Below are 24514 nucleotides of genomic sequence, written 5' to 3'. Positions count from 1 at the left end.
TTCGGGCCCGCCTCAGATACTGAACATCAGGGCCGTGAGCACGAAGTCCAGCGCCAGCACGGCCAGGGACGCCATGACCACCGTGCGGGTAGTGGCGCGCGCCACGCCTTCGGGCGTGGGCTTGGCGGCATACCCCTGCAGCAGCGCCACGAACGTGACGGTGAAGCCGAAGACCACGCTCTTGATCACGCCGTTGCCCAGATCGCGCCAGACGTCCACGCCGCCCTGCATCTGGCTCCAGAACGCCCCGTGGTCGACGCCGATCATGAGCACGCCCACGATCCACCCGCCAGCCACCCCCACGGCGCTGAACACCGCCGCCAGCAGGGGCATGGTGATCACACCGGCCCAGAACCGCGGCGCGAGGATGCGGCGCACCGGGTCCACGGCCATCATCTCCATGGCGGAAAGCTGCTCACCCGCGCGCATGAGGCCGATCTCGGCCGTGAGCGAGGTGCCCGCGCGGCCGGCGAACAGCAGGGCCGTCACCACGGGCCCGAGCTCACGCACCAGCGACAGCGCCACCAGCATCCCCAGGGCTTCGGAAGCCCCGTACCGCTGCAGCGTGTAGTAGCCCTGCAGGCCCAGGACAAAACCCACGAACAGGCCCGACACCGCGATGATGGCCAGCGAGTAGTTGCCCAGAAAATGGATCTGGTCGCGCACCAGCGATGGCCGCATGAAGGCCGCGCCCACCAGCTGCAGCAGCCGCGCGAACAGGCGGGCGGCCATGCCGATATCGGACAGTTTCTGGCGCACGGCGAAGCCCACGTCGGACGGCTTGTACCAGCTCATAGCACCCGCCCCCCGAACGGACCGAAGTCCTGCTCCACGGTCGGGCCCGCGTAGTGAAACGGCACGGGCCCGGTCGGCAGCGCGTTCACGAACTGGTGGACCAGCGGGTCGGCGCTCGCCCGCACCTCGTCGGGCGTGCCCTGCGCGGCCACCACGCCCGCGCCCAGAATGATCACATGGTCCGCAAGCCGGAAGGTCTCTTCCAGGTCGTGCGAGACCACGATGCTCGTGAGGCCCAGGGCATCGTTGAGCTGACGGATCAGCTGCGCCGCCGTCCCCAGGGAAATGGGGTCCAGCCCCGCAAACGGCTCGTCATACATCACCAGTTCGGGGTCCAGCGCAATGGCACGCGCCAGCGCCACGCGCCGCGCCATGCCCCCGGAAATCTGGCTGGGCATCAGGTCGCGCGCGCCGCGCAGGCCCACGGCATGGAGCTTCATCAGCACCACGTCCCGGATCAGCGCCTCGGACAGGTCGGTGTGCTCGCGCAGCGGGAACGCCACGTTCTCAAACACGCTCAGATCCGTGAACAGCGCCCCGAACTGGAACAGCATGCCCATGCGGCGGCGCGCTGCATAGAGCTGGTGGGTGTCCAGGCGCCCCACGTCGTCGCCATTCAGGAGCACCTGGCCAGCCTGAGCGCGCTGCTGGCCGCCGATCAGGCGCAGCACCGTGGTCTTGCCCCCTCCGGAGGCACCCATCAGCGCCGTCACCTTGCCCCTGGGCACCGCCAATGTCACGTCGCGCAGGATGACGCGGTCACCGTAGGAGAACGTGACATTGCGCAATTCGGCAAGGCAGGAAGACTCAGGCATGCAATGGAAGGGGTTCGGAAATCCGGAGAACGGGCGGCCGCGACGCATGGGAACATGCTGCGCTCACACAGCGGCGATGGTAGCTGAAGAAACATACATTCATGTATGTTTGCGTTTCAACGCCACCGCCGGCGGGGTCACGGGAGTTATCCCGCGTGCGGCAACCCCGGATTGACAGGCACCGATTGTGCCAATAAAGGCCGCCATCCGCTGCGCTCTGCTCCAAGGCCCTGACCGACGGGCGTCCTGGCCGCGCCGGTGGCGCTGCCGCTCCCCCGGGCGAAAAAAAAACGGCGCCCCAGGGCGCCGTTGTTGCAGTGCGACACTGCCTCAGCGCGGCAGGTCGGAATATCCCATCAGGAACTCATCCACGGCACGGGCGGCCTGGCGGCCTTCACGAATGGCCCACACCACCAGCGACTGGCCCCGGCGGATGTCGCCGGCGGCAAACACCTTGGGCGCGTTGGTCGCGTAGCCGCCATCGAAGTCCGTGGTGGCGCGGGCGTTGCCGCGGGCATCCTTGTCCACGCCAAACGCCTCCAGCACGGCGGCCACGGGGCTCACGAAGCCCATGGCCAGCAGCACGAGGTCCGCCTTGAGGATCTGCTCGGAGCCGGCCACCTCGACCATCTTGCCGTCCTTCCACTCGACGCGCACGGTCTTGAGGCCGGTGACCTTGCCGGACTTTCCGTCTTTCCCATCGCCGATGAACTCCTTGGTGGAGATCGCGAACTCGCGCTCGCAGCCCTCTTCATGGCTGGAGCTGGTGCGCAGCTTGATCGGCCAGTAGGGCCAGGTCATGGGGCGGTTTTCTTCTTCGGGGGGCTGGGGCATCAGCTCGAACTGCGTGACGCTCGCCGCACCGTGGCGGTTGCTCGTGCCCACGCAGTCGCTGCCGGTGTCGCCGCCGCCGATCACGATGACGTGCTTGCCGTCCGCGCGCAGCTGTCCCTTGAGCTTGTCGCCCGCGTTGACCTTGTTCTGCTGGGGCAGGAATTCCATAGCGAAGTGGATGCCGTCCAGATCACGGCCGGGCACGGGCAGGTCGCGCGACTGCTCGGCGCCGCCGGTCAGCAGCACGGCGTCGAACTCCTTGTGGAGCTGCTCGGGCGTGACGGTTTCCTTGGCCCAGTTGGTGACCTTGGAGCCCTTGCCCAGGCCGTCCTTGGGCGCGCCCACGAACACGCTGGTGCGAATGACCACGCCTTCGGCTTCGAGCTGCTTGACGCGGCGGTCGATGTGCGACTTCTCCATCTTGAAGTCCGGGATGCCGTAGCGCAGCAGGCCGCCCACGCGGTCATTCTTCTCGAACAGCGTGACGCTGTGTCCAGCGCGCGCCAGTTGCTGCGCGGCCGCCATGCCGGCTGGGCCCGAGCCCACCACGGCCACCTTCTTGCCGGTCTGGTGCTTGGCAGGACGCGCCTGCACCCAGCCTTCGTCCCAGGCCCGGTCGATGATGGCGTGCTCGATGGACTTGATGCCCACGGCGTCGTCGTTCACGTTGAGCACGCAGGCCGCCTCGCAAGGCGCCGGGCAGATGCGACCGGTGAACTCGGGGAAGTTGTTGGTGCTGTGCAGCACCTCGATCGCGCTCTTCCAGTCCTGGTGGTACACCAGGTCGTTGAAGTCCGGAATGATGTTGTTGACCGGACAGCCGTTGTTGCAGAACGGCGTGCCGCAGTCCATGCAGCGCGCGCCCTGCACCTTGGCCTGGCTCTCGTCGAGGCCGATGACGAATTCCTTGTAGTGCTTCAAGCGCTCGGGCACGGGCTTGTAGCCCTCTTCGATGCGCTCGTATTCCATGAAGCCGGTAGTTTTTCCCATGACGATGTCCTTGTCTATGAATGCTGTGCTGGTCTCTGCGGCATCGCCTTACTTGGCGGGGACCGCTTCTTTTTTGGTAGCAGCTACCGCTGGCGTAGCGGACTCCTCCAGCACTTTTCGTTCATAAATTTCAGCCAACGCACGCTTGTACTCGGTCGGGAAGACCTTGACGAACTTGCTGCGCGATGCCGCCCAGTTGTCCAGGAGCTCGCGCGCACGCTTGCTGCCCGTCCAGCGGTTGTGGTCCTCCAGCAGCTTCTTGAGCTGCGCCTCGTCGGTCTGGCCGTTGTGCCAGATGGCGCGGGGCACGCTGGCCTTCTGCTCTTCAGCCGGAAGGATGCGCTCCAGGCTGACCATGGCCATGTTGCAGCGCGTGTCGAACTGGCCGTCCTCGTCATAGACATAGGCCACGCCGCCGCTCATGCCCGCGGCGAAGTTGCGGCCCGTCTTGCCCAGCACCACCACCGTGCCGCCGGTCATGTACTCGCAACCGTGGTCGCCCGTGCCTTCGACCACCGCCGTGGCACCCGACAGGCGCACCGCGAAGCGCTCGCCCGCCACGCCGCTGAAGAAGGCTTCACCCGTGGTGGCACCGTACATCACGGTGTTCCCCACGATGGTGTTGCGCACCGCGTCGCCGCGGAAGTCGATGCTGGGGCGCACGATCACGCGGCCGCCCGACAGGCCCTTGCCCGTGTAGTCGTTGGCGTCGCCGATCAGGTACAGCGTGATGCCGCGCGTGAGGAACGCGCCGAACGACTGCCCGCCCGTGCCTTCGAGCTGGATGCGGATGGTGTCGTCCGGCAGGCCCTCGGGGTGCACGCGCGTCACGGCACCGGAGAGCATGGCGCCCACGGAGCGGTTCACGTTGCGCGCCACCTCGATGAACTGCACGCGCTCGCCCTTTTCAATGGCGGGCTTGCTGCGCTCGATGAGCTTGCGGTCCAGTGTGTGCTCGATGTTGTGGTCCTGCACGTCCACGTGGAAGCGCGGCACATCGGCGGGCACGTTGGGCTGGGCGAACAGGCGGCTGAAGTCCAGGCCACGTGCCTTCCAGTGTTCCAGTCCCTGGCGCATGTCGAGCAGATCGGTGCGGCCGATCAGGTCGTCGAACTTGCGGATGCCCAGCTGGGCCATGATCTGGCGCACTTCCTCGGCGATGAAGAAGAAGTAGTTGACCACGTGCTCGGGCTTGCCCGAGAACTTGGCGCGCAGCGCGGGGTCCTGCGTGGCCACACCCACCGGGCAGGTGTTCAGGTGGCACTTGCGCATCATGATGCAGCCCTCGACCACCAGGGGTGCCGTGGCGAAGCCGAACTCGTCGGCACCGAGCAGCGCGCCGATGGCGACGTCGCGGCCGGTCTTCATCTGGCCGTCGGCCTGCACGCGCACGCGGCCGCGCAGGCGGTTGAGCACCAGGGTCTGCTGGGTTTCGGCCAGGCCGATCTCCCAGGGGCCGCCCGCATGCTTGATGGACGACCAGGGCGATGCGCCCGTGCCGCCGTCATGGCCGGCGATCACGAGGTGGTCGCTCTTGCACTTGGTCACACCCGCGGCGATGGTGCCCACGCCGACTTCGGACACCAGCTTGGTGCTGATGCTGGCGTGCGGCGCCACGTTCTTCAGGTCGTGGATGAGCTGGGCCAGATCTTCGATGGAGTAGATGTCATGGTGCGGCGGGGGCGAGATCAGGCCCACGCCGGGCACGCTGTGGCGCAGCTTGCCGATGTAGTTGGAGACCTTGCCGCCAGGCAGCTGGCCGCCTTCGCCGGGCTTGGCGCCCTGGGCCATCTTGATCTGGATCTGGTCGGCCGACGACAGGTATTCGGCCGTGACCCCGAAGCGGCCCGAAGCCACCTGCTTGATGCGGCTGCGCAGGGAGTCGCCGTCCTGCAGGGGCAGGTCGACTTCGACGTTCTCGGCGCCGATCACGCTCTTGAGCGTATCGCCCTGCTTGATCGGGATGCCCTTGAGTTCGTTGCGGTAGCGCGCGGCGTCCTCGCCGCCCTCGCCGGTGTTGCTCTTGCCGCCGATGCGGTTCATGGCCACGGCCAGCGTGGCATGCGCCTCGGTGGAGATGGAGCCCAGGGACATGGCGCCCGTGGCGAAGCGCTTGACGATCTCCTTGGCGGGCTCGACCTCGTCCACGGGGATGGCCTTGGCAGGGTCGATCTTGAACTCGAACAGGCCGCGCAGCGTCATGTGGCGCTTGCTCTGGTCGTTGATGATCTGTGCGTATTCCTTGTACGTGTTCCAGTTGTTGGCGCGCGTGCTGTGCTGCAGCTTGGCGATCGCATCGGGGCTCCACATGTGCTCTTCGCCACGGGCGCGCCAGGCATATTCGCCACCGGCGTCCAGCATGGTCTCGAGCACCGGGTCGTCACCGAAGGCGGCCTTGTGCATGCGGATGGCTTCCTCGGCGATCTCGAAGACGCCGATGCCTTCCACGCGGCTGGCGGTGCCGGTGAAGTACTTGCCCACGGTTTCCGTATTCAGGCCGATGGCCTCGAACAGCTGGGCACCGCAGTAGCTCATGTACGTGCTCACGCCCATCTTGGACATGATCTTGGACAGGCCCTTGCCGATGGCCTTGACGTAGTTGTAGATGGCCTTGTCGGCCGACAGGTCGCCCGCGAGGTCCTTGTGCATGTCGGCCAGGGTTTCCATGGCCAGGTAGGGGTGCACGGCCTCGGCGCCGTAGCCGCCCAGCACGGCGAAGTGGTGCACTTCGCGCGCGGTGCCGGTCTCGACCACCAGGCCGGCCGTGGTGCGCAGGCCTGCGCCCACCAGGTGCTGGTGGATGGCCGACAGGGCCAGCAGCGCGGGGATGGCCACCTGGGTGGCGCTCACGGCACGGTCGCTGACGATCAGGATGTTGGCGCCGCCCTTGATGGCGTCCACGGCCTGCGCGCACAGCGAGGCGAGCTTGGCTTCCACGCCCTCACGGCCCCAGTCCAGCGGGTAGGTGATGTCGATGGTGGCGCTCTTGAACTTGCCCTGCGTGTACTTCTCGATGTTGCGCAGCTTGGCCATGTCGGCGAAGTCCAGCACGGGCTGGCTCACTTCGAGCCGCATCGGTGGGTTGACCTGATTGATGTCCAGCAGGTTCGGCTTGGGGCCGATGAAGCTGTTGAGCGACATCACGATGGCCTCGCGGATCGGGTCGATCGGCGGGTTCGTCACCTGCGCGAACAGCTGCTTGAAGTAGTTGTACAGCGGCTTGTTCTTGCCCGAGAGCACGGCCAGCGGGCTGTCGTTGCCCATGGAGCCGATGCCTTCTTCGCCGTTCCTGGCCATGGGGGCCATCAGGAACTTGATGTCTTCCTGTGTGTAGCCGAAGGCCTGCTGGCGGTCGAGCAGCGGCAAGGGTGCGGCCTCAGGGGTGGACGCGGTGTCGGTGCCCACGCTGTCGAGCTTGATGCGCAGGTTCTCGATCCACTGCTTGTAGGGCTTGGTGTTGACGATGTTGGCTTTCAGTTCGTCGTCGTCGATCATGCGACCCTGTTCCAGGTCGATCAGGAACATCTTGCCGGGCTGAAGGCGCCACTTGCGCACGATCTTGTTCTCGGGGATGGGCAGCACGCCGGATTCCGAGCCCATGATGACCAGGTCGTCATCGGTGATGCAGTAGCGCGAGGGGCGCAGGCCGTTGCGGTCCAGCGTGGCGCCGATCTGACGGCCGTCGGTGAACACGATGGACGCCGGGCCGTCCCAGGGCTCGAGCATGGCGGCGTGGTATTCATAGAAGGCGCGGCGGCGCTCGTCCATGGTGGTGTGCTGCTCCCAGGGCTCTGGGATCATCATCATCACGGCCTGGCTGATGGGATAGCCGGCCATGGTCAGCAGCTCCAGGCAGTTGTCGAACGTGGCAGTGTCGGACTGGTCAGCGAAGCTGATGGGATAGAGCTTTTGCAGGTCGGCCGCGAGCACGGGCGAGGCCATCACGCCTTCGCGCGCCTTCATCCAGTTGTAGTTGCCCTTGACGGTGTTGATTTCACCGTTGTGCGCCACGTAGCGGTACGGGTGGGCCAGGGGCCACTCGGGGAATGTGTTGGTGGAAAAACGCTGGTGCACCAGGCCCACGGCCGAGATGCAGCGCTCGTCCTGCAGATCCAGGTAGTAGGTGCCCACCTGGTCGGCCAGCAGCAGGCCCTTGTAGACCACGGTGCGGCTGGACATGCTCGGCACGTAGTACTCTTTGCTGTGCTTGAGCTTCAGCGCCTGGATGTTGGCGCTGGCGGTCTTGCGGATCACGTACAGCTTGCGCTCCAGCGCGTCCTGCACGATCACATCGTTGCCACGGCCGATGAACACTTGGCGCAGGATGGGCTCCTTCTTGCGCACGGTGGGCGACATGGGCATGTCGCGGTTCACCGGCACATCGCGCCAGCCGAGCAGCACCTGGCCTTCGGCCCTGATGGCGCGCTCCATCTCCTGCTCGCAAGCCAGGCGCGAGGCATGCTCCTTGGGCAGGAAGATCATGCCCACGCCGTATTCACCGGCGGCGGGCAGCGTGACGCCCAGCTTCGCCATTTCCTCGCGGTACAGCGCGTCGGGAATCTGGATCAGGATGCCGGCACCGTCACCCATGAGCTTGTCGGCACCCACCGCCCCGCGGTGGTCGATGTTCTCCAGGATCTTCAGGGCCTGCGTCACGATGTCGTGGCGCTTTTCACCCTTGATGTGGGCCACGAAGCCGAGCCCGCAGGCGTCGTGTTCGTTACCCGATGAATACAAACCGTGTTGTTGCAGGTGCTGGATCTCGGCAGCCGTGGTCATGGCGCACTCCTCATATTTTTCGCAGGGAGTGGAAGATTAGTGCATTGCAACATCTTTTGGCAAGCACATTAATTAGGGTCAGATTCTTAATAAATAACCGAAAATCAGCTCATCGTTTTTATTGGGGACATATCATTTTTGATAGCAATAAACCCTATGCGGTCTTCTGCATGGCCACGAATCATTCAGATTTATTGTGAAGTGCCGGCCGTCCCGCCTGCCCCCGGGTCACCCGACGCGGCGTGTTTTTTTGCAACTCTTGCACAAAGCCGGGGTCGCCCAGCGCCCAGCCGCTGACCACGGATGACGTCAGCGCGGCCTGCTCTTGCGATCCGATGCCCGCCTGAACCAGTGCGGCGTACGCCGCCTCGCGCGCAAACGGCGTGTTGCCCAGCGCCCAGTACAGGGCATGGGGCGTGAGCAGGCGGTCGTGGCGCAGGCCCAGCCAATGGGCGTGGCTGGACCACGCGTAGTCGCAGGCCTGCACCACCTGCCCCATGCGCACGGGGTTCAGATCTAGGTAGACCATGCACGGAAGCAGGTACCGCTCGGGCTGCAGCACCGTGGAGCGGTAGCGCCCCTCCCACAACGTACCGGTGCGGGCATGGCGACGGTTGAAATACTGCACATAGCGCCGCCCCACCGCCTGCATCATCTGCGGCAAGCCATCGACGGTGGTGGGAGTTGCCAGCAGATGGAAGTGGTTGTCCATCAGCACATAGGCATGCACAGCCACCCCGTATTTCTGAGCGTTGTCCGCCAGCAGCAATAGCATGCTCTCGAAGTCTTCGTGGTCGATGAAGATGCTTTGGCGGTTGTTTCCACGCTGGATGAGGTGGTGCAGATGACCGGGCAAGGTCAGGCGTGGCAGGCGGGCCATGGATGTCGATGGGAGCAAGGATGGGGGGCGATCATAAATCCGTCCCCGATTATCCCGTCCAGGCGGAGCCCTGCGTGCAGTGGGAGGCTAGTGTGGCACTGCGTCCGCAGCCACTGGCGTATCGCCAGCCTGCGGCTTCAATCCAAAACGCGCCCCCAGCGTCCTGTCGAGCCCGAACTCTTCCAGAATGGCGCGCAGCCGATCCGAGGCGCTGCGCTTTTTCTGGCCTGTGTACCGGGCAATGATGAGCTCGTTCTTCATGCTGTGCTCCCAGCCCACCAACTCCGTCACCGTGACCTGGTAGCCACTGGCCTCCAGGTACAGGCAGCGCAGCACATTGGTGACCTGGCTTCCCAGCTCGCGGGTGTGCAGCGGATGGCGCCACAGCTCGGCCAGTGGCGTGCGCGCCAGCTGCAGGGCCTTGCCCTGGCGCAGGCAGGCGGCCATTTCGGCCTGGCAGCAAGGCACCAGCACCATGGCCCGGGCGTTTTTCTGCAGGCCGAAGGCGATGGCATCGTCGGTGGCCGTGTCACAGGCATGCAGGGCGGTGACCACGTCGATGTGGGCTGGCAATTCATCTGCGCCAGTGGATTCCGCCACGGACACATTCAGGAACGACATGCGCTGAAAGCCCAGCTTGTGCGCCAGCACACGCGACTTTTCCACGAGCTCGGCGCGCGTCTCCACGCCGTAGATATGGCCACGCCCGAGCGCCTTGAAATACAGGTCATACAGGATGAAGCCCAGGTACGACTTGCCCGCGCCATGGTCTGCGAGCGTGAGCCCCTGGCTGGTGGTGGACAGCTCTGCGAGCAGTGGTTCGATGAAGTTGAACAGGTGGTACACCTGCTTGAGCTTGCGCCGCGAGTCTTGATTGAGGCGCCCATCGCGCGTGAGGATGTGCAGTTCCTTGAGCAATTCCACGGATTGGCCTGGCCGCAGCTCGGACAGTTCCCCGGTCGGGGCAGCCTTGGCCTTAGCGCCAGCACCACTACCCGAGGAGCCCGGCGCCTGGGAATGGGTGCGGGCAGCTTTCTCTTTCGCGGCTTTCGTCATTGCCATGGTCATCGCTCCGTATCTTTTACCGCTGGCGGTGCCGGCAGGGAGGCCCCAGGCCCTACGCTCAGAGCGGCCCAACCCAACATGCCTAGTTCTTGCAAAACCTCGATGTTCCGCTCGAAGATCGTTTCCGCCTCGGGGAACACCTCGACAGCGCGGTCGATGCTCTCTTCGCGCAGCAGGTGCAACGTGGGATAGGGTGAGCGGTTGGTGCAGTTGGTCACATCGTCCTCCCGCGTACCCGCAAACTGGAACTGCGGGTGAAAGCTGGCGATCTGCAGCGTGCCTTCCATGCCCACTTCTTCCAGCACGGCCTCCGCCTCTTCCAGGAAGTCGTTGAAATCCAGGAAATCATGGAGGCAATGGGGAAGGATCAGCAGCGTGGTGTCTCGCACCTCGGAAGGAATAGCCGCCAGGGCGGCAAGTTCACTGCGCAGTACCTCCAGAATCGTTGCCAGATCCCCAGTCAGCGCTACCGCGTAGTGAATCTGCCCCTTCACGTGAACGCCCTTTGCAAAGGGGCACAGGTTGAGGCCGATCACCGCCCGCTCGAGCCACTGGACCGTGTCGCGAATGAACAATGCGGCAGGCTCCTCGGAGCCCACCGTAGCCGTGGAAGGGAATGAAGTCATGGGGAGGCGCGCGAAGCGCAATGAAGTGCCTGCGGATTTTACCGGGCGCTATTGCCTCCGGCGACAGCCTCCGCCTGCAACGACACGCCCCACATGCGCACAGCCGCGCGCAGCCCTCAGTCGAGAAGTCGCCGCCCAGTAAGGCGCTCATGTTCGCGCGCCGCAAATCGGTCGGTCATGCCCGCAATGAAATCCGCCACCGCCCGTGCCCTCAACGGGCCCTGGTCTGCCGAGGCCTGCTCCGCGAAAGCTGCCTTCATCTCTTGCGGCGACACCGTGTAAGCCGCGAACAGGTCGCGAACCACTTCCTGCGCGCGGCCCGTGGTCTCCATCACACGCGGATGTCGGTACAGATTCTTGAAAAGAAACCGCTTGAGAACCTGGGAGCGCTCCCGCATGCCATCACTGAACATCACCAGCGCGGGGACTTGGCGAACTCCATCGACGCTGGCCGGGCCATGCCGTGCGAGCGCCGTCCGCGTGGTGTCGATCACGTCATAGACCTGCGCGCTGAGCATGCGCCGTATGGCCTCGTACAGCAGGCGCCGCTGGCGTGGCAGCTGGGCGAGGTCCGGATGCTCCGACTCGGCAGCAGCCCGGTACTCGTCGAACAATGGCACATCCTGCAACTGGTCCAGCGTGATCAGCCCCGAGCGCACACCGTCGTCGATATCGTGCGCGTTGTAGGCGATCTCGTCTGCCAGATTGCACAGCTGTGCCTCCAGGCTCGGCTGTTCGTGGCGCAAGAACCTCGCACCGACGCCATCGGGCTCTTCGTCTTCCAGCTGCCGGGCGTGCTGCCGGGAACAATGCTTGAGAATCCCTTCCCGCGTTTCGAACGTGAGATTCAGCCCGTCATACTGTGGATAGCGCTCCTCCAGCTTGTCCACCACGCGCAAGCTCTGCAGGTTGTGCTCGAAGCCCCCGTGCTCGGCCATGCAGCCATGCAGCGCGTCCTGGCCAGCATGCCCGAAGGGCGTGTGGCCCAGGTCATGGGCCAACGAGATGGCCTCTACCAAATCCTCATTGATGCGCAGTGAACGTGCTATGGAACGCCCGAGTTGGGCTACTTCCAGCGAGTGGGTCAGGCGAGTACGGAACAGGTCGCCTTCGTGGTTAAGAAAAACCTGCGTCTTATAGACCAGCCGCCGAAACGCTGTGGAGTGAACAATTCGATCCCGATCCCTCTGGTACTCCGTCCGCGTAGGCGCAGCTGCCTCAGGATAGCGCCGCCCACGGCTCACTGCGGGGTCGCAGGCATAGGGGCGGAGATCCGAGTTGCGCCCCCAATTGGGGGCCAGCGCTCCGTCTTTATCGAGCATTTCTAGCTACAAAAAAATAGCAGCAATCGGCATTGCAATTGCATCGCGTTTGTATCACTTGCAACAGGCATCGATCACGTCACGCACCAGACGGTCGGGCGCTGAACGCAGGGCAGCTCGGCCGGGACCATCGATGACGACAAAACGAATTTCGCCTGCTTCCGATTTCTTGTCCACGCGCATCAGCTCCAGGTAGCGTCCCGCGTTGTCGTTTGAATCAAGCACTGGTCCTTGGGTGGGCAGCCCAGCGCGGGCGATCAGCACCGTGAGTCGCTGCACAAAGGCCGCATCCACAAGACCCAGGCGATGCGACAGCTCAGCTGCCATCACCATACCGGCTCCCACACCTTCACCATGCAACCAAGCGCCATATCCCATTCCGGCTTCGATCGCATGTCCAAAGGTGTGGCCAAAATTCAGAATGGCACGCAAGCCCGATTCACGTTCGTCCTGCCCCACCACCCATGCCTTTATCTCACAACTGCGACGCACGGCGTGGACCAGCGCAGCGCGGTCGCGCGCCAGCAGGGCATCGATATGGGCTTCAAGCCATTCCATGAAAGCCATGTCCGCGATCGGTCCATACTTGATTACTTCCGCCAGACCCGCGCTGAGTTCGCGCGGAGGCAGCGTGTCGAGCACATCCAGATCGCACACCACCAGCTGAGGCTGATAAAACGCGCCGATCATGTTCTTGCCCTGCGGATGGTTGATCGCCGTTTTGCCCCCCACGGATGAATCCACCTGCGCCAGTAACGTGGTCGGGACCTGCACGAATGGCACACCACGCATGTAGCTCGCAGCGGCGAAGCCGGTCATATCACCCACTACACCACCACCGAGCGCAAACAGGACCGTCTTGCGGTCGCAGCCGCGCTCCAGCAGCACATCAAAAATCTTCTGCACGGTCTGCCAGTCCTTGTGTGCTTCGCCATCCGGCAACCGTACCTCATGAACCTGCGGGTAGCGCTCCGACAGCGCTGCCCTCAGTGCCGCCATATAGAGCGGGGCGACCGTTGTATTGCTCACAATCAATGCGGCACCGGCGCGCGGCAGGCCATCATAAGTGGTGGCACTACTCAATAGACCACCGCCAATCGCAATGCGATAGCTGCGGTCACCTAAGTCAATAGCGACTTCTTGGGCAGTAAGGGACATAAAAACGGTATTTTTACGACGACGCGATGCTTCGTCGCCAAAGCTATTGTGCATGCTGGAGATGCTGGCGGCGGCCCTATCACAGCGAGAGGGTTCCGGGCAAGCGCCTCGCAGCGAAAAAGATTCATCCCGAATGGCTTTGCGTACGCCAACCACGCCACGCAAGACCTTCATCTCGACTGCCAAAACCTTCATCCGGCGGAGAAGCCCAGAAACCGGCGTCACCACTGGCAAAAACTCGAGTCAAAAAAATCCCCGGACACGCCGGGGATGAAGTCATAGAAATCCTAACCAATTACCCACCCCCTCCTTCTCTATCGGAGGTGGCGGGCCAACTACTCAAGGGCACGTGTAATCTGCCGCCACACCACCAGGAGGTATTGAACCCGTCACAACGTCAACATTGAAAGTGCGAGTCACAGAGGTCACCCCCTTCGTCGCCGTTACCAAGAATCGTTGGCTACCACAATTAGTCACTTTCGGTACGCCATTCAAAACACCCGCCGTAGGCGATGTTCCGGCAGTCAACCACGCTGGCAAGCCCGCAAAGGACCATGTCACACCCGTTGTCGACGAGACGAACGAATAAGTGAAGTTTTTACCGACAGGCGCAGTTCCAAGTGAGCAAACCGCCGTGGAATTGCAATCGCCGATGGCAAAGTCTTCTGGCAGGCCGCCGACCACCTTGAATGTAATCGTGGCAGTTGCAGATATCTTGTTCTTATCAGTGGCAGTCACCGTAACGCGATACTCACGCTCTGCCGCATCTTGGCTTACCGTGCCGCTCAAAATACCCGTACTCGCATCAACGGTCAGCCCTGTTGGCAGACCGGTAGCCGACCAGGTGAAGGGGGGCAAACCGTTCTTCGCCTCCAAGTACGCCGTGAATGGAACACCCTTAGTAATGGTTCCCAAATCCTTGTTATCGATCGTAGGCGCAATTGTGCGCGCCGCCATCACTTGAATCGGGAGAATACCAACCATCGGCTCCGAGATGCCATTGCTGACATTGTTGTCAGCTCGATCAGCCGTCATCTCCAGGAAGATCGTACCGGTTTCCGTGCCACTCAGCAGCGAAAAGAGTGCAACCCCGCCAATCGAAGGCAACTGAAGCACACTGCCACTCTGGCTCCCCGCAACCAAACGGGCGCCTACGGCTGCGTCGGTTCCCGAGAGAATACGAACCTGCACATTCGAACCCGACGTGCTGCCAGTTGGCTGGTTCGCGTCATCCATGACAAACGCCTGAATGGCCATTTGATTCAGAATACCGTTCGCATTGAACTTGGTTCCCAGAATATCATTGACTTGGGCTGCCAGACGGACGCTGGCAGGCTTGCCCGTTGCACCTCCAACGGAAATCTCCACGCTGGCTGACTTTTGCTGCTTATCCAGCGGATCTTGAACCGTACATGTGATACGGGCATTTCCTGCTTGATCGCCTGCATGGAAATGAAAAGAATTGCCACCGGCGTTTGATCCTAGCGTGATATTTCGATAGGCATTGGGAATTTTCACTTTCCCACCATTGCCATCATCAACTTCTGTCTCGTGCTCCGCCTTGCCATCCAGATAATACAACGCACCGGAGTCCAAACCTCCCGCTACATTACACGCAAAAATATCTTCGCCACCAGGTATCGGCAAATTTCCCTTGCGAGCCTCAACATAAAGAGTCGTCGTGTAGGGTCGGTAAGCACCAAGGCCTGGCATCGTGTCGGCGATATTGATCGGCAACTGCGCCTTGTCCGCACGTAAAGTAATGCTGTAGTGCTCTTGGGTCTCCCCCGGGCTTCCACCACCTCCACCACACGCTGACAGCGCAATGGTTGTTGCGATCAGGAGAATTTTGAATCTTTTCTGCATTTTCTTTCCCTATAAATTTGCATCAACGAACCGCAGCACGTTCAGTAATCACCTTCGGCGTAATAAATATAAGCATTTCTTGCTTATTCGCTTGCTTAGTTTTTGTTTTGAACAAATTCCCAACACCTGGAATATCCCCCAGAAACGGAACTTTGGCTTCTGCATCATCTTCAAAAAGCTCAAAAATTCCGCCAATCACAACTGTTCCACCATTCTCAACCAATACCTGCGTTTTAATATGCTTGGTATTAATAGCTCGCACATTTTGCAAAATCTCCCCCGGACTGTCTTTATTCACATCCAGATCAAGAATAATATTTCCTTCAGGGGTTATCTGAGGCAGAACCTCCAACTTCAACACAGCCTTCTTAAAGGCTATAACGGTTCCGCCATTAGGAGCAGTCACTGGATAAGGGAATTCCGTGCCCTGTTCTATCGACGCCTTGGTCTGGTCAGCAGTCACAACGCGGGGGCTAGAAACGATCTTTCCCTTCCCATCTGCTTCCATGGCGGATATTTCCAGATTCAGGAATCTATTGGCAGCAGAGTTAAAAATAGAAATGGCAAAACTTGCGGGGTCAAAACCACCCTGCGCTTGAGCGGGAAGATTGACAAAATTACCCAGCGTATTTGCAGTTCCACCCGCTCCGGATGAAGCGACCGCGTTACTATAACTGGTACCGAAAGCTACGCTATTACCACCGCCAATATTATACCCACCTGTCCCACCTCTGTTTGCGCGCAGGTCCGTTGCCCCCAACCGAACTCCCAACGAGCGCCCAAATGTATCAGAGGCTTCAACGATTCGAGCCTCAATCATCACTTGCCGAACGGCGACATCCAGAGTTGCGAGCAATTGACGAACCTCTTCTAGTTTGCTGGGCGTATCGGTCACAAACAGCTGATTGGTTCGAGGTTCTGCGATGGCGCTACCACGCTCCGACAGGAATCTATTTGAAGTACCACCACTCCCTCCACTGGAGGTTGTGAGCTGGGTCACCATATCCACAGCCTTGGCATAGTTCATTTGATATGCTTGGGTTCTCAGAGGCTCAAGCTTTTGAATTGCCAATGCAGCTTCATAGTCCTTCTTTGTACGGTCATCAATCTCGTCCTTAGGGGCGATCCACAAAACCGTTCCTGACTTGCGCATGCCAAGACCCTTGGCATCCATGATGATTTGCAGTGCTTGGTCCCACGGCACATCCTTCAAGCGAAGGGTCAGTGAACCCGAAACAGTGTCGGAGGTTACAATATTGAAATTTGTAAAATCAGCTATTACTTGCAAAAGTGAGCGGACTTCAATATTCTGAAAATTGAGAGACAGCTTCTCCCCACTAAATCCAGGGCCTTGGGTGAGCTTGTTCAAATCCACTTTCTTTTGACGAATTTCAACTACAAACTGGCTATCACTTTGATATGCACTGTGCTCCCAATCGCCGACGGGATCGATCGTCATCCGCACTCTTTCACCTTGCTGTACGGTTGTAATGGCCTGCACAAGTGTACCAAAATCCCCCACATCTAATCGACGGCGCAGACCTTCGGGCAACGAAGATTTCAGAAAATCTACGACTAAGCCCTTGCCCTGTTGGCGTATATCAACCCCAACCTGACTGGATGGAAGCATCACGATGACCCGTCCGGAACCATCGCTTCCTCGCCTGAAATCCACGTCTTTTAATGCCTGAACATCATTATTTGAAGAATCTGAAAACGTTAGCGCCTGAGCAGGCTGAGATGAAGAATACGTTGAAGCAGCTGTTACCAAAGAAATCAACAACGAGCTTCCTTGGATTTCAGCTTGATAGGATGTCGATTGCTTCAAATTAAGAACGACCCGAGATCTATCACCAGCTTGAACTATATTTACAGATTTTACATTCCCCTGGCCGACTTCGATACTGTTTTTTCCGATTGCATTCGATGCACCAGGAAAATCCAAGGCAATGCGCGGCGGCGTTTGAATTGAAAAGCCTGTTGGGATTTCCTTAAGAGGCTCCAAAAAATCAATACGTATCACATCCACACCGTTCTGCACGCTCCCCGTCACAGAACGGATAACAGTATCTGCAAGAACCTCAAGAGGAGCCAGAATAGCGATTGAGAACCCAATCGCAATTCGACAAATTTTTACTATGTAAGCTTTCGAGTATTTCATTTTTTGCCCTCTTGCAGATCCAGTGAAACTGCGCGCTCAATCCAGTCACCTGTAGCGTCTTGCACGATCTCTCGCAGTTGAATTGAATTTTCGGTTATTTTTGTTATTTTCCCGTAATTTTGTCCGACATAGTTTCCGACCCGCACCTGATAAAGTAACTTGTCAACCTTTAAAAGTGCGGTAGGCATTCCTTTCTTATCCAGGCTACCAACCATGGCCATGACATCCAACGGATAAGCCTCGAGCGGCTCTTTTCGTCTAGCCATCTCTGGCGCGATGAGAGCGGCGTTTGAGGTAGATTGCGTAGACTCTCGGCGTAGCGCCTGCGTCAATTTCACCGCGTTAAAAGGCTCCACGCCCGAATCCATCGAATAGGCCTGAGGAATGAATTGCTTCGGTTCGGTCAACGGAGTAACGCGAGGCTTGGTTGTCGCGCGCAATTCAGACATCCATTGGCGCAACTCTTCGTCGCCCGATGTTCCACAGCCGCCCAATAATAAAGAGACGAAAACCAACCCAGTCAGTTTATAAGACGTCATTTTTTATTAGCCTTTATCGCCTGCTTCTGAGCCTGAATTTCTTCTGGATCAAGATACCTGAAAGTACGCGCCGTCGCTTCCATTGTCAGGACTCCGTTACCATCCTTTGCAACAGGAGTTATTGATATATTATTCAGAGTGACAATTCGAGAAAGATGAGCGATATCTGATGCGAACGCTCCCATATCATGGTACTTCCCCGTGACACGCACCTGGATTGGCAACTCGGCGTAATACTCCCTTGCGACCACTTGCCCCGGTCGAAACAGGTCGAACTGCAAGCTCCGACCGAGCCCCGCCTGATTGATATCGGACAAGAGCGCCGCCATCTCAGCCTTACTCGGCAACTGTTTTTCAAGCTGAATCACGTATTGCTGAACCTGCTCTCTCTGTCGCTTCAACGCCTCCAAGCTCACCGCCTTAATCAATTTAGATTGATAGTCCTGACGAAGAACTTGCTCCTTCGCCACTTCAGCAGTGAGCTCCACCTCATACTCATTGATTTTTACGAACCATAAGATAGTTGCTACAGCCGCTGCAATAAAGAAGCAAAGTAGCACCTTAGGGACTACCGGCCACAACGAAGGATCTTTAGGGTCCAGGTTTCGAAATTGCCTAGAAAGACCGTCCTGCAGAGCAACGAAATCAATATTTGCCTTTGATTTTTTTGCCATGTTTATTTCCCAATCGCGGCGCTGGCAGCGTCTTTTACTTTTTGTGCTTCCCCGGTGCGCATCAGCCGGAAGCGCAGATTGAAGGATGAGACCCGGCGCTGATCCTTGGAGGAAAGCGCAACGTTACTTGCCACAATCTCTACCAATTCCGGCTTCGACAACCAAGGAGTGTTATCCGTGAGGTTTCGGAGCATTTCAGAAACACGCTCATTGGATTGAGCGACACCTTGCATGGCAATGACCTGCTCAGTTTGCTTGATGCTGGTCACATACGCACCCTCCGGTATCTGGCGCACAAGCTCATTGAGCAAATGAACGGGCAGATTGCGGTCAGATTGAAGATCTTCCACAGCTTTTTGTCTTGCCCGCAGAGCAGCAATCTCATCTTCAATCGTCGCGATTTCCTTGATCTGCCCTTCAAGAATTTTAATTTCGCTCTGCAAGAATGTATTTCGCTCCTGCTGAGCTGTGATCATCATCTGAAACCACCAGTAAATCGCACCCGCAATAGCCAAGCCGATGAGAAACGATGCAAACATCGTGGCCTGAAAGGCCTCTTTTCGACGTTTGCGCGCAGCTTCCCGGTGAGGAAGTAAGTTGATCAATATCACTGCAGGAACCTCCGCATGGCCAGACCGCATGAGGTCAGATACGACGGTGCTTCACGCACCATTTTTTTCAAACGAACGGAACTTCCAATTTCCATGCCGTCAAATGGATTGACGGCGCTGCACGCGAATCCGGTCTGCTGGGTCACTGCTTCTGTCAGGCCTGGCAATGGAGCAGATCCTCCGGCCAACATGATGTGATCAACGCGGTTGTGGGGTGTACTCGTGAAGAAGAACTGCAATGCCCGGCCAATTTCTTGTGCCATGCTGTCTACAAAAGGTCGAAGGACGGCAGATTGATAATCTTCAGGAAGGTCACCATTTCGCTTCTTGCTTTCGGCCTCTTCGATGGAGAACCCGTACTGGCGAACAATCAGTTGGGTAAGTTGCGCGCCACCGAATGCCTGGTCGCGGTCGTAAAGTACTTCCTCGTTGCGAATGACCTGCATGCTCGTGGTCAGGGCTCCCACTTCAAAAAGCGCGACCATGGCATCCACCCCCTTCTTCGGCAACGCTTCAATAAGGCGGCCTGCGGCCAGACGGGACGCATGGGATTCAATGTCCACCACCACCGGCTTGAGCCCGGCTGCCTCCGCCAGACCTTGCCGGTCCTGTACCTTCTCGCGGCGCGACGCGGCAATGAGGACGTCCACATCGCCAGGAGCGTTCTTGCTGGGCCCGATGACGCAGAAGTCCAGACTCACTTCGTCGAGTGAGAAGGGAATGTATTGATTGGCCTCGGACTCGACCTGAACTTCGAGTTCCTGCTCTGTCATCCCGCCTGGCAGCGTGATCTTCTTGGTGATGACAGCCGACGGCGGCAGCGCCAAGGCGACGTTCTTCGTGCGCGTGCCGCTTTTCTTGACCAGTCGGCGCAGGGCATCAGCGACCTCATCGAACTTCTCGATGTTGCCATCGGTGATCCACCCGCGCTCCAGCGGCTCGATCGCACAGCGCTCCAGCACCAGACTGCCCGCCTTATCACGCCCCAGCTCGACCAGTTTGACGCTGGAAGAACTGATGTCGATTCCCAGCAGCGGCGCAGACTGGCGACTGAACAAAGACCCCATTGAGCTCAAGATTGGTCCCCTGTAACTTGCCAAAATGAGGCAACAAAACTTAACACTTCACATGAATGCTATCAGTAAGATAGTTCTCCAGCAAAGATTTTTCCCCGCGTAACACTTGCGGAGCGTTGCCAAAAGCAGACGAATTTTTCGCGCTTTGCAAGACCGTTTGGGGAGGGTGGCGCGCCTTTTGGCGACCTGCTCATCGCACGGCGCTGCGATTTTCCGTGCTCAGGAGCAGACATTTTTATAATGGGGGGTTCCTACCCATCCGGAGCGATATGCCGCCCTCTCCATCGAAGTCCACCGACAAGCCGGACTCCTCCCCCGCTCCCCACCGTCCCACCTGGCTTCGTTGGTTCCTGCGTGCAATCCTCTGGATCGCAGGCTTGGCAACTGCAGCCGCTTTCGGGCTGGCGCTGACCATCGCCGTGGCCCTGGCCGTCGCCTACCCGAACCTGCCGGACATTTCCGATCTCGCCGACTATCGGCCCAAGCTTCCCCTGCGCGTCTATTCAGCGGAAGGTGCTTTGCTCGGCGAATTTGGGGAAGAGCGCCGCAATCTCACCCCCATTGGAGAAATCCCCAAGGTCATGAAGGACGCAGTATTGGCCATTGAGGATGCCCGCTTCTTTCAACACGGCGGCGTTGATTACAAGGGCGTGGTTCGCGCTGGCCTCGCCAATCTGGGCCGCGTGAAAAGCCAGGGGGCATCCACTATCACGATGCAGGTTGCACGCAATGTTTACCTCTCTTCAGAGAAAACATTTACACGCAAAATTTACGAAATCTTACTGACATTCAAGCTAGAGCATTTACTGAGCAAGGATCAGATTCTTGAAATTTACATGAATCAGATTTATCTCGGCAATCGCGCTTATGGATTTGCGGCGGCCTCGGAGGCGTATTTTGGCAAGCCATTGAAATCCGTGTCGGTGGCGGAGGCTGCCATGCTGGCCGGCCTGCCCAAGGCGCCCTCCGCGTACAACCCGATCAGCAATCCGAAACGGGCGCGCTCCAGGCAGCTGTACATCATCGAGCGCATGGAGGAGAACGGATTCATCACAGCCCAGCAGGCCACGGACGCCAAGAAGGAAGAACTCAAAATCCGGTCAGGACCGGACAACACCCGGATCCATGCGGAGTACGTCGCCGAGATGGCGCGCCAGCTGATCTTCACGCAGTATGGCAACGAGGCCTACACACGGGGATTGAATGTCTACACGACCCTCAACGCGGCAGAGCAGGAAGCTGCCTATGGGTCGCTGCGCCGGGGCATCATGGACTACGAGCGGCGACAGCAGTACCGGGGGCCGGAGAAGTTCGTGGCCTTGCCCGCCGCAGCCCAGGAGGTCGAGGATGCCATTGACGACGCATTGGCCAATCACCCGGACAACGGGGATGTCCTCTCCGCCGTCGTTCTGGAAGCCTCTCCCCGCAAGATCATTGCGGCCCGGGCCAATGGCGACAACCTCGAGATCACCGGCGACGGCCTGAAGCCCGCGCAGTCGGGCCTCAGCGACAAGGCACCGCCGAACATCAAGATTCGCCGAGGTGCGGTGATCCGGGTCGTGAAGACCCCCAAGAACGCCTGGGAGATCACACAACTGCCTGAAGTCGAGGGCGCGTTCGTGGCCCTGGACCCGCGCAGCGGGGCCATCCGGGCCCTGGTGGGTGGGTTTGACTTTGACAAGAACAAGTTCAATCACGCGGCCCAGGCGTGGCGCCAGCCGGGGTCGAGCTTCAAGCCCTTCATTTATTCCGCAGCGCTGGAGAAGGGGTTCACGCCCGCTACGGTCATCAATGACGCCCCGCTGTTCTTTGACGCCGGCGTCACGGGTGGCCAGCCGTGGGAGCCCAAGAACTACGACGGAAAGTACGACGGGCCCATGAGCATGCGCACCGGCCTGGCCAAGTCCAAGAACATGATCTCGATCCGGATCCTGCAGGCCGTGGGCCCCAAGACGGCCCAGGAATGGGTGTCGCGTTTTGGCTTCGATGCGGAAAAGCACCCGGCCTACCTCACGATGGCCCTGGGCGCGGGTTCGGTCACGCCGCTGCAGATGGCGACCGCCTATTCCGTGTTCGCCAATGGCGGATACCGTGTGAATCCCTGGCTGATCGCCAAGGTCACGGACCACAAGGGCCGCGTGATCTCGGAAACAACGCCACCGGTGACCAGCGAGCAGCCCCGCGCCATCGACGCCCGCAACGCCTTCATCATGAACAGCCTCCTTCAGGAGGTGACACGGTCCGGCACCGCCGCGCGCGCGCAATCCACGCTCAAACGCCCGGACCTTTACGGAAAGACTGGCACCACCAATGATTCGGTCGACGCCTGGTTCGCCGGCTACCAGCCCACCATCGCCGCCGTGACCTGGATTGGTTACGACACGCCCCGCAACCTCGGAAGCCGCGAAACCGGGGGCGGACTCAGCCTGCCGGTATGGATCAATTTCATGGAACGCGCGCTCAAGGGTGTGCCTGTCATGGAACCCACGATGCCGGCTGGCGTCGTCAACGTCGGCGGGGAGTGGTTCTACGAGGAGTACGCCCGCCACAGCGGCATCTCCAGTGTGGGCATTGATGACCGCTCTGCGTCACCGGCGGTGGCCCCGCACGCACCGCCCCCGGCGGAGGAGCGAAACCGCATCCTGGACCTGTTCCGCAACTGACACGGCCGGGACTATCAGAGGCCCAGCCTGGGGGGCAGCAAGCTTGAGCCAGGCTGAGGCGGTTTCCCTAGGCCGAGAACTGCAGCGGCAGGCCCGCTTGCCGGGCTGCGTCCCGGCTCAGGCAGTCAAAGAACTCTCCCGCGCCCTTGGTGTCTTGCCATGCCTGGCCATCGAAACGGTAGTGGTAGCCACCGGAGCGCGCCGCCATCCAGACCTCGTGCAGCGGCTTTTGGAGATTGATCACGATCTGGCTGCGGTTGGGGAAGGTCAGCGTCACCATGCCCCCCGAGCGCTGGGCGTCCACATCGGCCTCGGTCGCGTCGTTGATACGATCACAACTGCGCTCGACGGCCAGAAGCAGTTTTTCGGCGTGGTCCAGGAATTCAAGGTCGGTCATTACAATTTGCGCATGTTGATAGCTTCCCAAATTCTAGTCAGGACGCTTGTCCTTGCCGCCAGTACGGCGGCCCTTGCCGGCTGCGGCCAGCGAGGCCCCCTGTATCTTCCCAGCAGCCCCGCGGCTGCACAGCGCGCAACCCTTCCGCAGACCCTGACACCCAGCGTCGGCACGACCACGCCCGCCCAGGCACCGGCGGCGGCCGCGTCGCAGCCGCGTTAAGCCGCGGCGAATCGCCGGCAGGGGCCTGCGGCCCACCTGGCTGCCACCACCAATGCCGAGGTGCTTGATTTCCATCAAGGACACCTCGAAGGGTCAATCGTACAGTCCGTGCTTTATCGCACTGCAGGATGGCCATGGCCCTGGAACTCTACCGCGACAAGAATCACGCTTGTCTGATGTTCACCGACCTCATCGAGGAAGACGGCCAGGCCGTGCAGGCCAACCAGTTCCTGATCGTGGACGACGACACGGGCGCCATCATCGATCCCGGCGGCAACCTCGCTTTCAACGAGCTGTTCATGGGAATGACCAAGCATTTCCCGCCACACAAGCTGTCGTACCTGATCGCCTCGCACGCGGACCCGGACATCATTGCCTCGCTGGACCGGTGGATGACCAGCACCAAGGCAGACCTGGTGATCTCGCGCGTGTGGGAGCGTTTCGCCCCGCACTTCACCAAGGTCGGCAAGACGGAGAACCGGGTCATCGGGGTGCCCGACAGCGGCGGCCACCTGCCGCTGGGCCGCCATGAACTGGTGCTGCTGCCTGCGCATTTCATGCATTCCGAAGGCAATTTCCATTTCTACGACCCGGTCAGCCGCATCCTGTTCACGGGCGATCTGGGGGTGTCCATGATGTCCGGTGCCGAGGCACGCGTGCCGGTGACCGACCTCAAGGCACACATCCCGCGCATGGAAGGGTTTCACCGCCGCTACATGGTCTCCAACAAGATCCTGCGGCTGTGGGTGCGCATGGCGCGGCAGCTCGATATTTCCATGCTCGTTCCGCAGCACGGCGCGCCGATCATCGGCAAGCAGGCCATCAGCGACTTCATGGACTGGATCGAGAACCTGATGTGCGGCATCGACCTGTTCGACGATCGGGCCTACCAATTGCCCACCAGCTACATCGATCCGGTGACCCGGCAGCTGCGGCCCGGGCTGGGGCGGTAGCACGGGCCGTTTGCTCGATCTTCAATAAAAACAGGGCCTGGCGCTTTACTGGTCAGCGTAGATAGCTATATATTTTATAGCAATCGAC

At 60.2% G+C, this 24514-nt stretch carries 19 protein-coding genes; 3 read left to right on the top strand and 16 right to left on the bottom strand.

Features of this window, described 5'->3' with window-relative positions; genetic code table 11:
• Positions 1–12 precede the first annotated feature (12 nt).
• The 15 genes from mlaE to ACAM51_RS19780 form a co-directional block, all read right to left on the bottom strand.
• Positions 13–795: a lipid asymmetry maintenance ABC transporter permease subunit MlaE gene (gene mlaE, locus ACAM51_RS19850; protein ID WP_218340336.1), complete on the bottom strand. Its 783-nt coding sequence runs from the start codon at positions 793–795 to the stop codon at positions 13–15.
• Positions 792–1610, bottom strand: coding sequence for an ABC transporter ATP-binding protein (locus ACAM51_RS19845; RefSeq protein ID WP_369641645.1), 819 nt, complete (start codon positions 1608–1610; stop codon positions 792–794). Before ACAM51_RS19845 ends, mlaE begins: the two co-directional genes overlap by 4 nt.
• 330 nt (positions 1611–1940) lie before the next feature.
• Entirely contained in the window at positions 1941–3434 is a 1494-nt protein-coding gene (locus tag ACAM51_RS19840; protein WP_218293429.1) for a glutamate synthase subunit beta, read from the bottom strand.
• 48 nt (positions 3435–3482) lie between these two features.
• Positions 3483–8213 (bottom strand): glutamate synthase-related protein, encoded by a 4731-nt coding sequence (locus ACAM51_RS19835; protein WP_369641644.1) that lies wholly within the window; start codon positions 8211–8213, stop codon positions 3483–3485.
• Positions 8214–8394: 181 nt separating this feature from the next.
• A complete protein-coding gene (locus tag ACAM51_RS19830) occupies positions 8395–9093 on the bottom strand; it encodes a transposase (protein WP_369641643.1) in 699 nt (232 codons plus the stop codon).
• An 87-nt stretch (positions 9094–9180) separates the two neighbouring features.
• Positions 9181–10149, bottom strand: coding sequence for an SAM-dependent methyltransferase (locus ACAM51_RS19825; protein ID WP_369643862.1), 969 nt, complete (start codon positions 10147–10149; stop codon positions 9181–9183).
• A gap of 8 nt (positions 10150–10157) precedes the next feature.
• Positions 10158–10784, bottom strand: a complete 627-nt coding sequence (locus ACAM51_RS19820) for a DUF1415 domain-containing protein (protein ID WP_369641642.1) — start codon at positions 10782–10784, stop codon at positions 10158–10160.
• 116 nt (positions 10785–10900) lie between these two features.
• The gene (locus ACAM51_RS19815) at positions 10901–12106 is read right to left on the bottom strand and encodes a deoxyguanosinetriphosphate triphosphohydrolase (protein WP_369641641.1); all 1206 of its coding nucleotides are present in this window, start codon (positions 12104–12106) and stop codon (positions 10901–10903) included.
• A gap of 54 nt (positions 12107–12160) precedes the next feature.
• Complete coding sequence (gene aroB, locus ACAM51_RS19810; protein WP_369643861.1) at positions 12161–13264, bottom strand: 3-dehydroquinate synthase; 1104 nt, start codon at positions 13262–13264, stop codon at positions 12161–12163.
• A gap of 339 nt (positions 13265–13603) precedes the next feature.
• On the bottom strand, positions 13604–15130 hold the full coding sequence (locus ACAM51_RS19805; protein WP_369641640.1) for a putative Ig domain-containing protein: 1527 nt from the start codon (positions 15128–15130) through the stop codon (positions 13604–13606).
• Between the two features lie 22 nt (positions 15131–15152).
• Positions 15153–17291, bottom strand: coding sequence for a type IV pilus secretin PilQ (pilQ, locus tag ACAM51_RS19800; RefSeq protein ID WP_369641639.1), 2139 nt, complete (start codon positions 17289–17291; stop codon positions 15153–15155).
• On the bottom strand, positions 17288–17830 hold the full coding sequence (locus tag ACAM51_RS19795; protein ID WP_369641638.1) for a pilus assembly protein PilP: 543 nt from the start codon (positions 17828–17830) through the stop codon (positions 17288–17290). The genes pilQ and ACAM51_RS19795 overlap by 4 nt, the downstream gene beginning before the upstream one ends.
• Positions 17827–18504, bottom strand: coding sequence for a type 4a pilus biogenesis protein PilO (locus ACAM51_RS19790; RefSeq protein ID WP_369641637.1), 678 nt, complete (start codon positions 18502–18504; stop codon positions 17827–17829). The genes ACAM51_RS19795 and ACAM51_RS19790 overlap by 4 nt, the downstream gene beginning before the upstream one ends.
• Before the next feature lie 2 nt (positions 18505–18506).
• A complete protein-coding gene (locus tag ACAM51_RS19785) occupies positions 18507–19115 on the bottom strand; it encodes a PilN domain-containing protein (protein ID WP_369641636.1) in 609 nt (202 codons plus the stop codon).
• Positions 19112–20191 (bottom strand): pilus assembly protein PilM, encoded by a 1080-nt coding sequence (locus ACAM51_RS19780; protein ID WP_369641635.1) that lies wholly within the window; start codon positions 20189–20191, stop codon positions 19112–19114. The genes ACAM51_RS19785 and ACAM51_RS19780 overlap by 4 nt, the downstream gene beginning before the upstream one ends.
• A 269-nt stretch (positions 20192–20460) precedes the next feature.
• On the opposite strand from ACAM51_RS19780, the gene ACAM51_RS19775 reads away from it, so the two are divergent.
• On the top strand, positions 20461–22854 hold the full coding sequence (locus tag ACAM51_RS19775) for a penicillin-binding protein 1A (RefSeq protein ID WP_369641634.1): 2394 nt from the start codon (positions 20461–20463) through the stop codon (positions 22852–22854).
• Positions 22855–22921: 67 nt separating this feature from the next.
• On the opposite strand, the gene cyaY is transcribed toward ACAM51_RS19775, so the two are convergent.
• On the bottom strand, positions 22922–23251 hold the full coding sequence (gene cyaY / locus ACAM51_RS19770; RefSeq protein WP_218293416.1) for an iron donor protein CyaY: 330 nt from the start codon (positions 23249–23251) through the stop codon (positions 22922–22924).
• Between the two features lie 12 nt (positions 23252–23263).
• Here cyaY and ACAM51_RS19765 point away from each other — a divergent pair, with 12 nt between their 5' ends.
• Together ACAM51_RS19765 and ACAM51_RS19760 are read left to right on the top strand one after the other, a co-directional pair.
• The gene (locus tag ACAM51_RS19765) at positions 23264–23473 is read left to right on the top strand and encodes a lipoprotein (RefSeq protein WP_218293415.1); all 210 of its coding nucleotides are present in this window, start codon (positions 23264–23266) and stop codon (positions 23471–23473) included.
• 134 nt (positions 23474–23607) lie between these two features.
• Positions 23608–24426 (top strand): MBL fold metallo-hydrolase, encoded by an 819-nt coding sequence (locus tag ACAM51_RS19760; protein WP_218293414.1) that lies wholly within the window; start codon positions 23608–23610, stop codon positions 24424–24426.
• Positions 24427–24514 lie beyond the last annotated feature (88 nt).

Origin of the sequence: Acidovorax sp. A79 (genome assembly GCF_041154505.1) — a bacterium.
Classification (GTDB): domain Bacteria; phylum Pseudomonadota; class Gammaproteobacteria; order Burkholderiales; family Burkholderiaceae_C; genus Acidovorax.
This window is presented reverse-complemented; position numbering and strand designations above follow the sequence as displayed.

What these genes read in the sequence shown, in the direction of transcription:
- mlaE (WP_218340336.1), bottom strand. Translation starts at nt 795, where the DNA reads ATGAGCTGGTACAAGCCGTCCGACGTGGGCTTCGCCGTGCGCCAGAAA.
- ACAM51_RS19845 (WP_369641645.1), bottom strand. Translation starts at nt 1,610, where the DNA reads ATGCCTGAGTCTTCCTGCCTTGCCGAATTGCGCAATGTCACGTTCTCC.
- ACAM51_RS19840 (WP_218293429.1), bottom strand. Translation starts at nt 3,434, where the DNA reads ATGGGAAAAACTACCGGCTTCATGGAATACGAGCGCATCGAAGAGGGC.
- ACAM51_RS19835 (WP_369641644.1), bottom strand. Translation starts at nt 8,213, where the DNA reads ATGACCACGGCTGCCGAGATCCAGCACCTGCAACAACACGGTTTGTAT.
- ACAM51_RS19830 (WP_369641643.1), bottom strand. Translation starts at nt 9,093, where the DNA reads ATGGCCCGCCTGCCACGCCTGACCTTGCCCGGTCATCTGCACCACCTC.
- ACAM51_RS19825 (WP_369643862.1), bottom strand. Translation starts at nt 10,149, where the DNA reads ATGACGAAAGCCGCGAAAGAGAAAGCTGCCCGCACCCATTCCCAGGCG.
- ACAM51_RS19820 (WP_369641642.1), bottom strand. Translation starts at nt 10,784, where the DNA reads ATGACTTCATTCCCTTCCACGGCTACGGTGGGCTCCGAGGAGCCTGCC.
- ACAM51_RS19815 (WP_369641641.1), bottom strand. Translation starts at nt 12,106, where the DNA reads ATGCTCGATAAAGACGGAGCGCTGGCCCCCAATTGGGGGCGCAACTCG.
- aroB (WP_369643861.1), bottom strand. Translation starts at nt 13,264, where the DNA reads ATGTCCCTTACTGCCCAAGAAGTCGCTATTGACTTAGGTGACCGCAGC.
- ACAM51_RS19805 (WP_369641640.1), bottom strand. Translation starts at nt 15,130, where the DNA reads ATGCAGAAAAGATTCAAAATTCTCCTGATCGCAACAACCATTGCGCTG.
- pilQ (WP_369641639.1), bottom strand. Translation starts at nt 17,291, where the DNA reads ATGAAATACTCGAAAGCTTACATAGTAAAAATTTGTCGAATTGCGATT.
- ACAM51_RS19795 (WP_369641638.1), bottom strand. Translation starts at nt 17,830, where the DNA reads ATGACGTCTTATAAACTGACTGGGTTGGTTTTCGTCTCTTTATTATTG.
- ACAM51_RS19790 (WP_369641637.1), bottom strand. Translation starts at nt 18,504, where the DNA reads ATGGCAAAAAAATCAAAGGCAAATATTGATTTCGTTGCTCTGCAGGAC.
- ACAM51_RS19775 (WP_369641634.1), top strand. Translation starts at nt 20,461, where the DNA reads ATGCCGCCCTCTCCATCGAAGTCCACCGACAAGCCGGACTCCTCCCCC.
- cyaY (WP_218293416.1), bottom strand. Translation starts at nt 23,251, where the DNA reads ATGACCGACCTTGAATTCCTGGACCACGCCGAAAAACTGCTTCTGGCC.
- ACAM51_RS19765 (WP_218293415.1), top strand. Translation starts at nt 23,264, where the DNA reads ATGTTGATAGCTTCCCAAATTCTAGTCAGGACGCTTGTCCTTGCCGCC.
- ACAM51_RS19760 (WP_218293414.1), top strand. Translation starts at nt 23,608, where the DNA reads ATGGCCCTGGAACTCTACCGCGACAAGAATCACGCTTGTCTGATGTTC.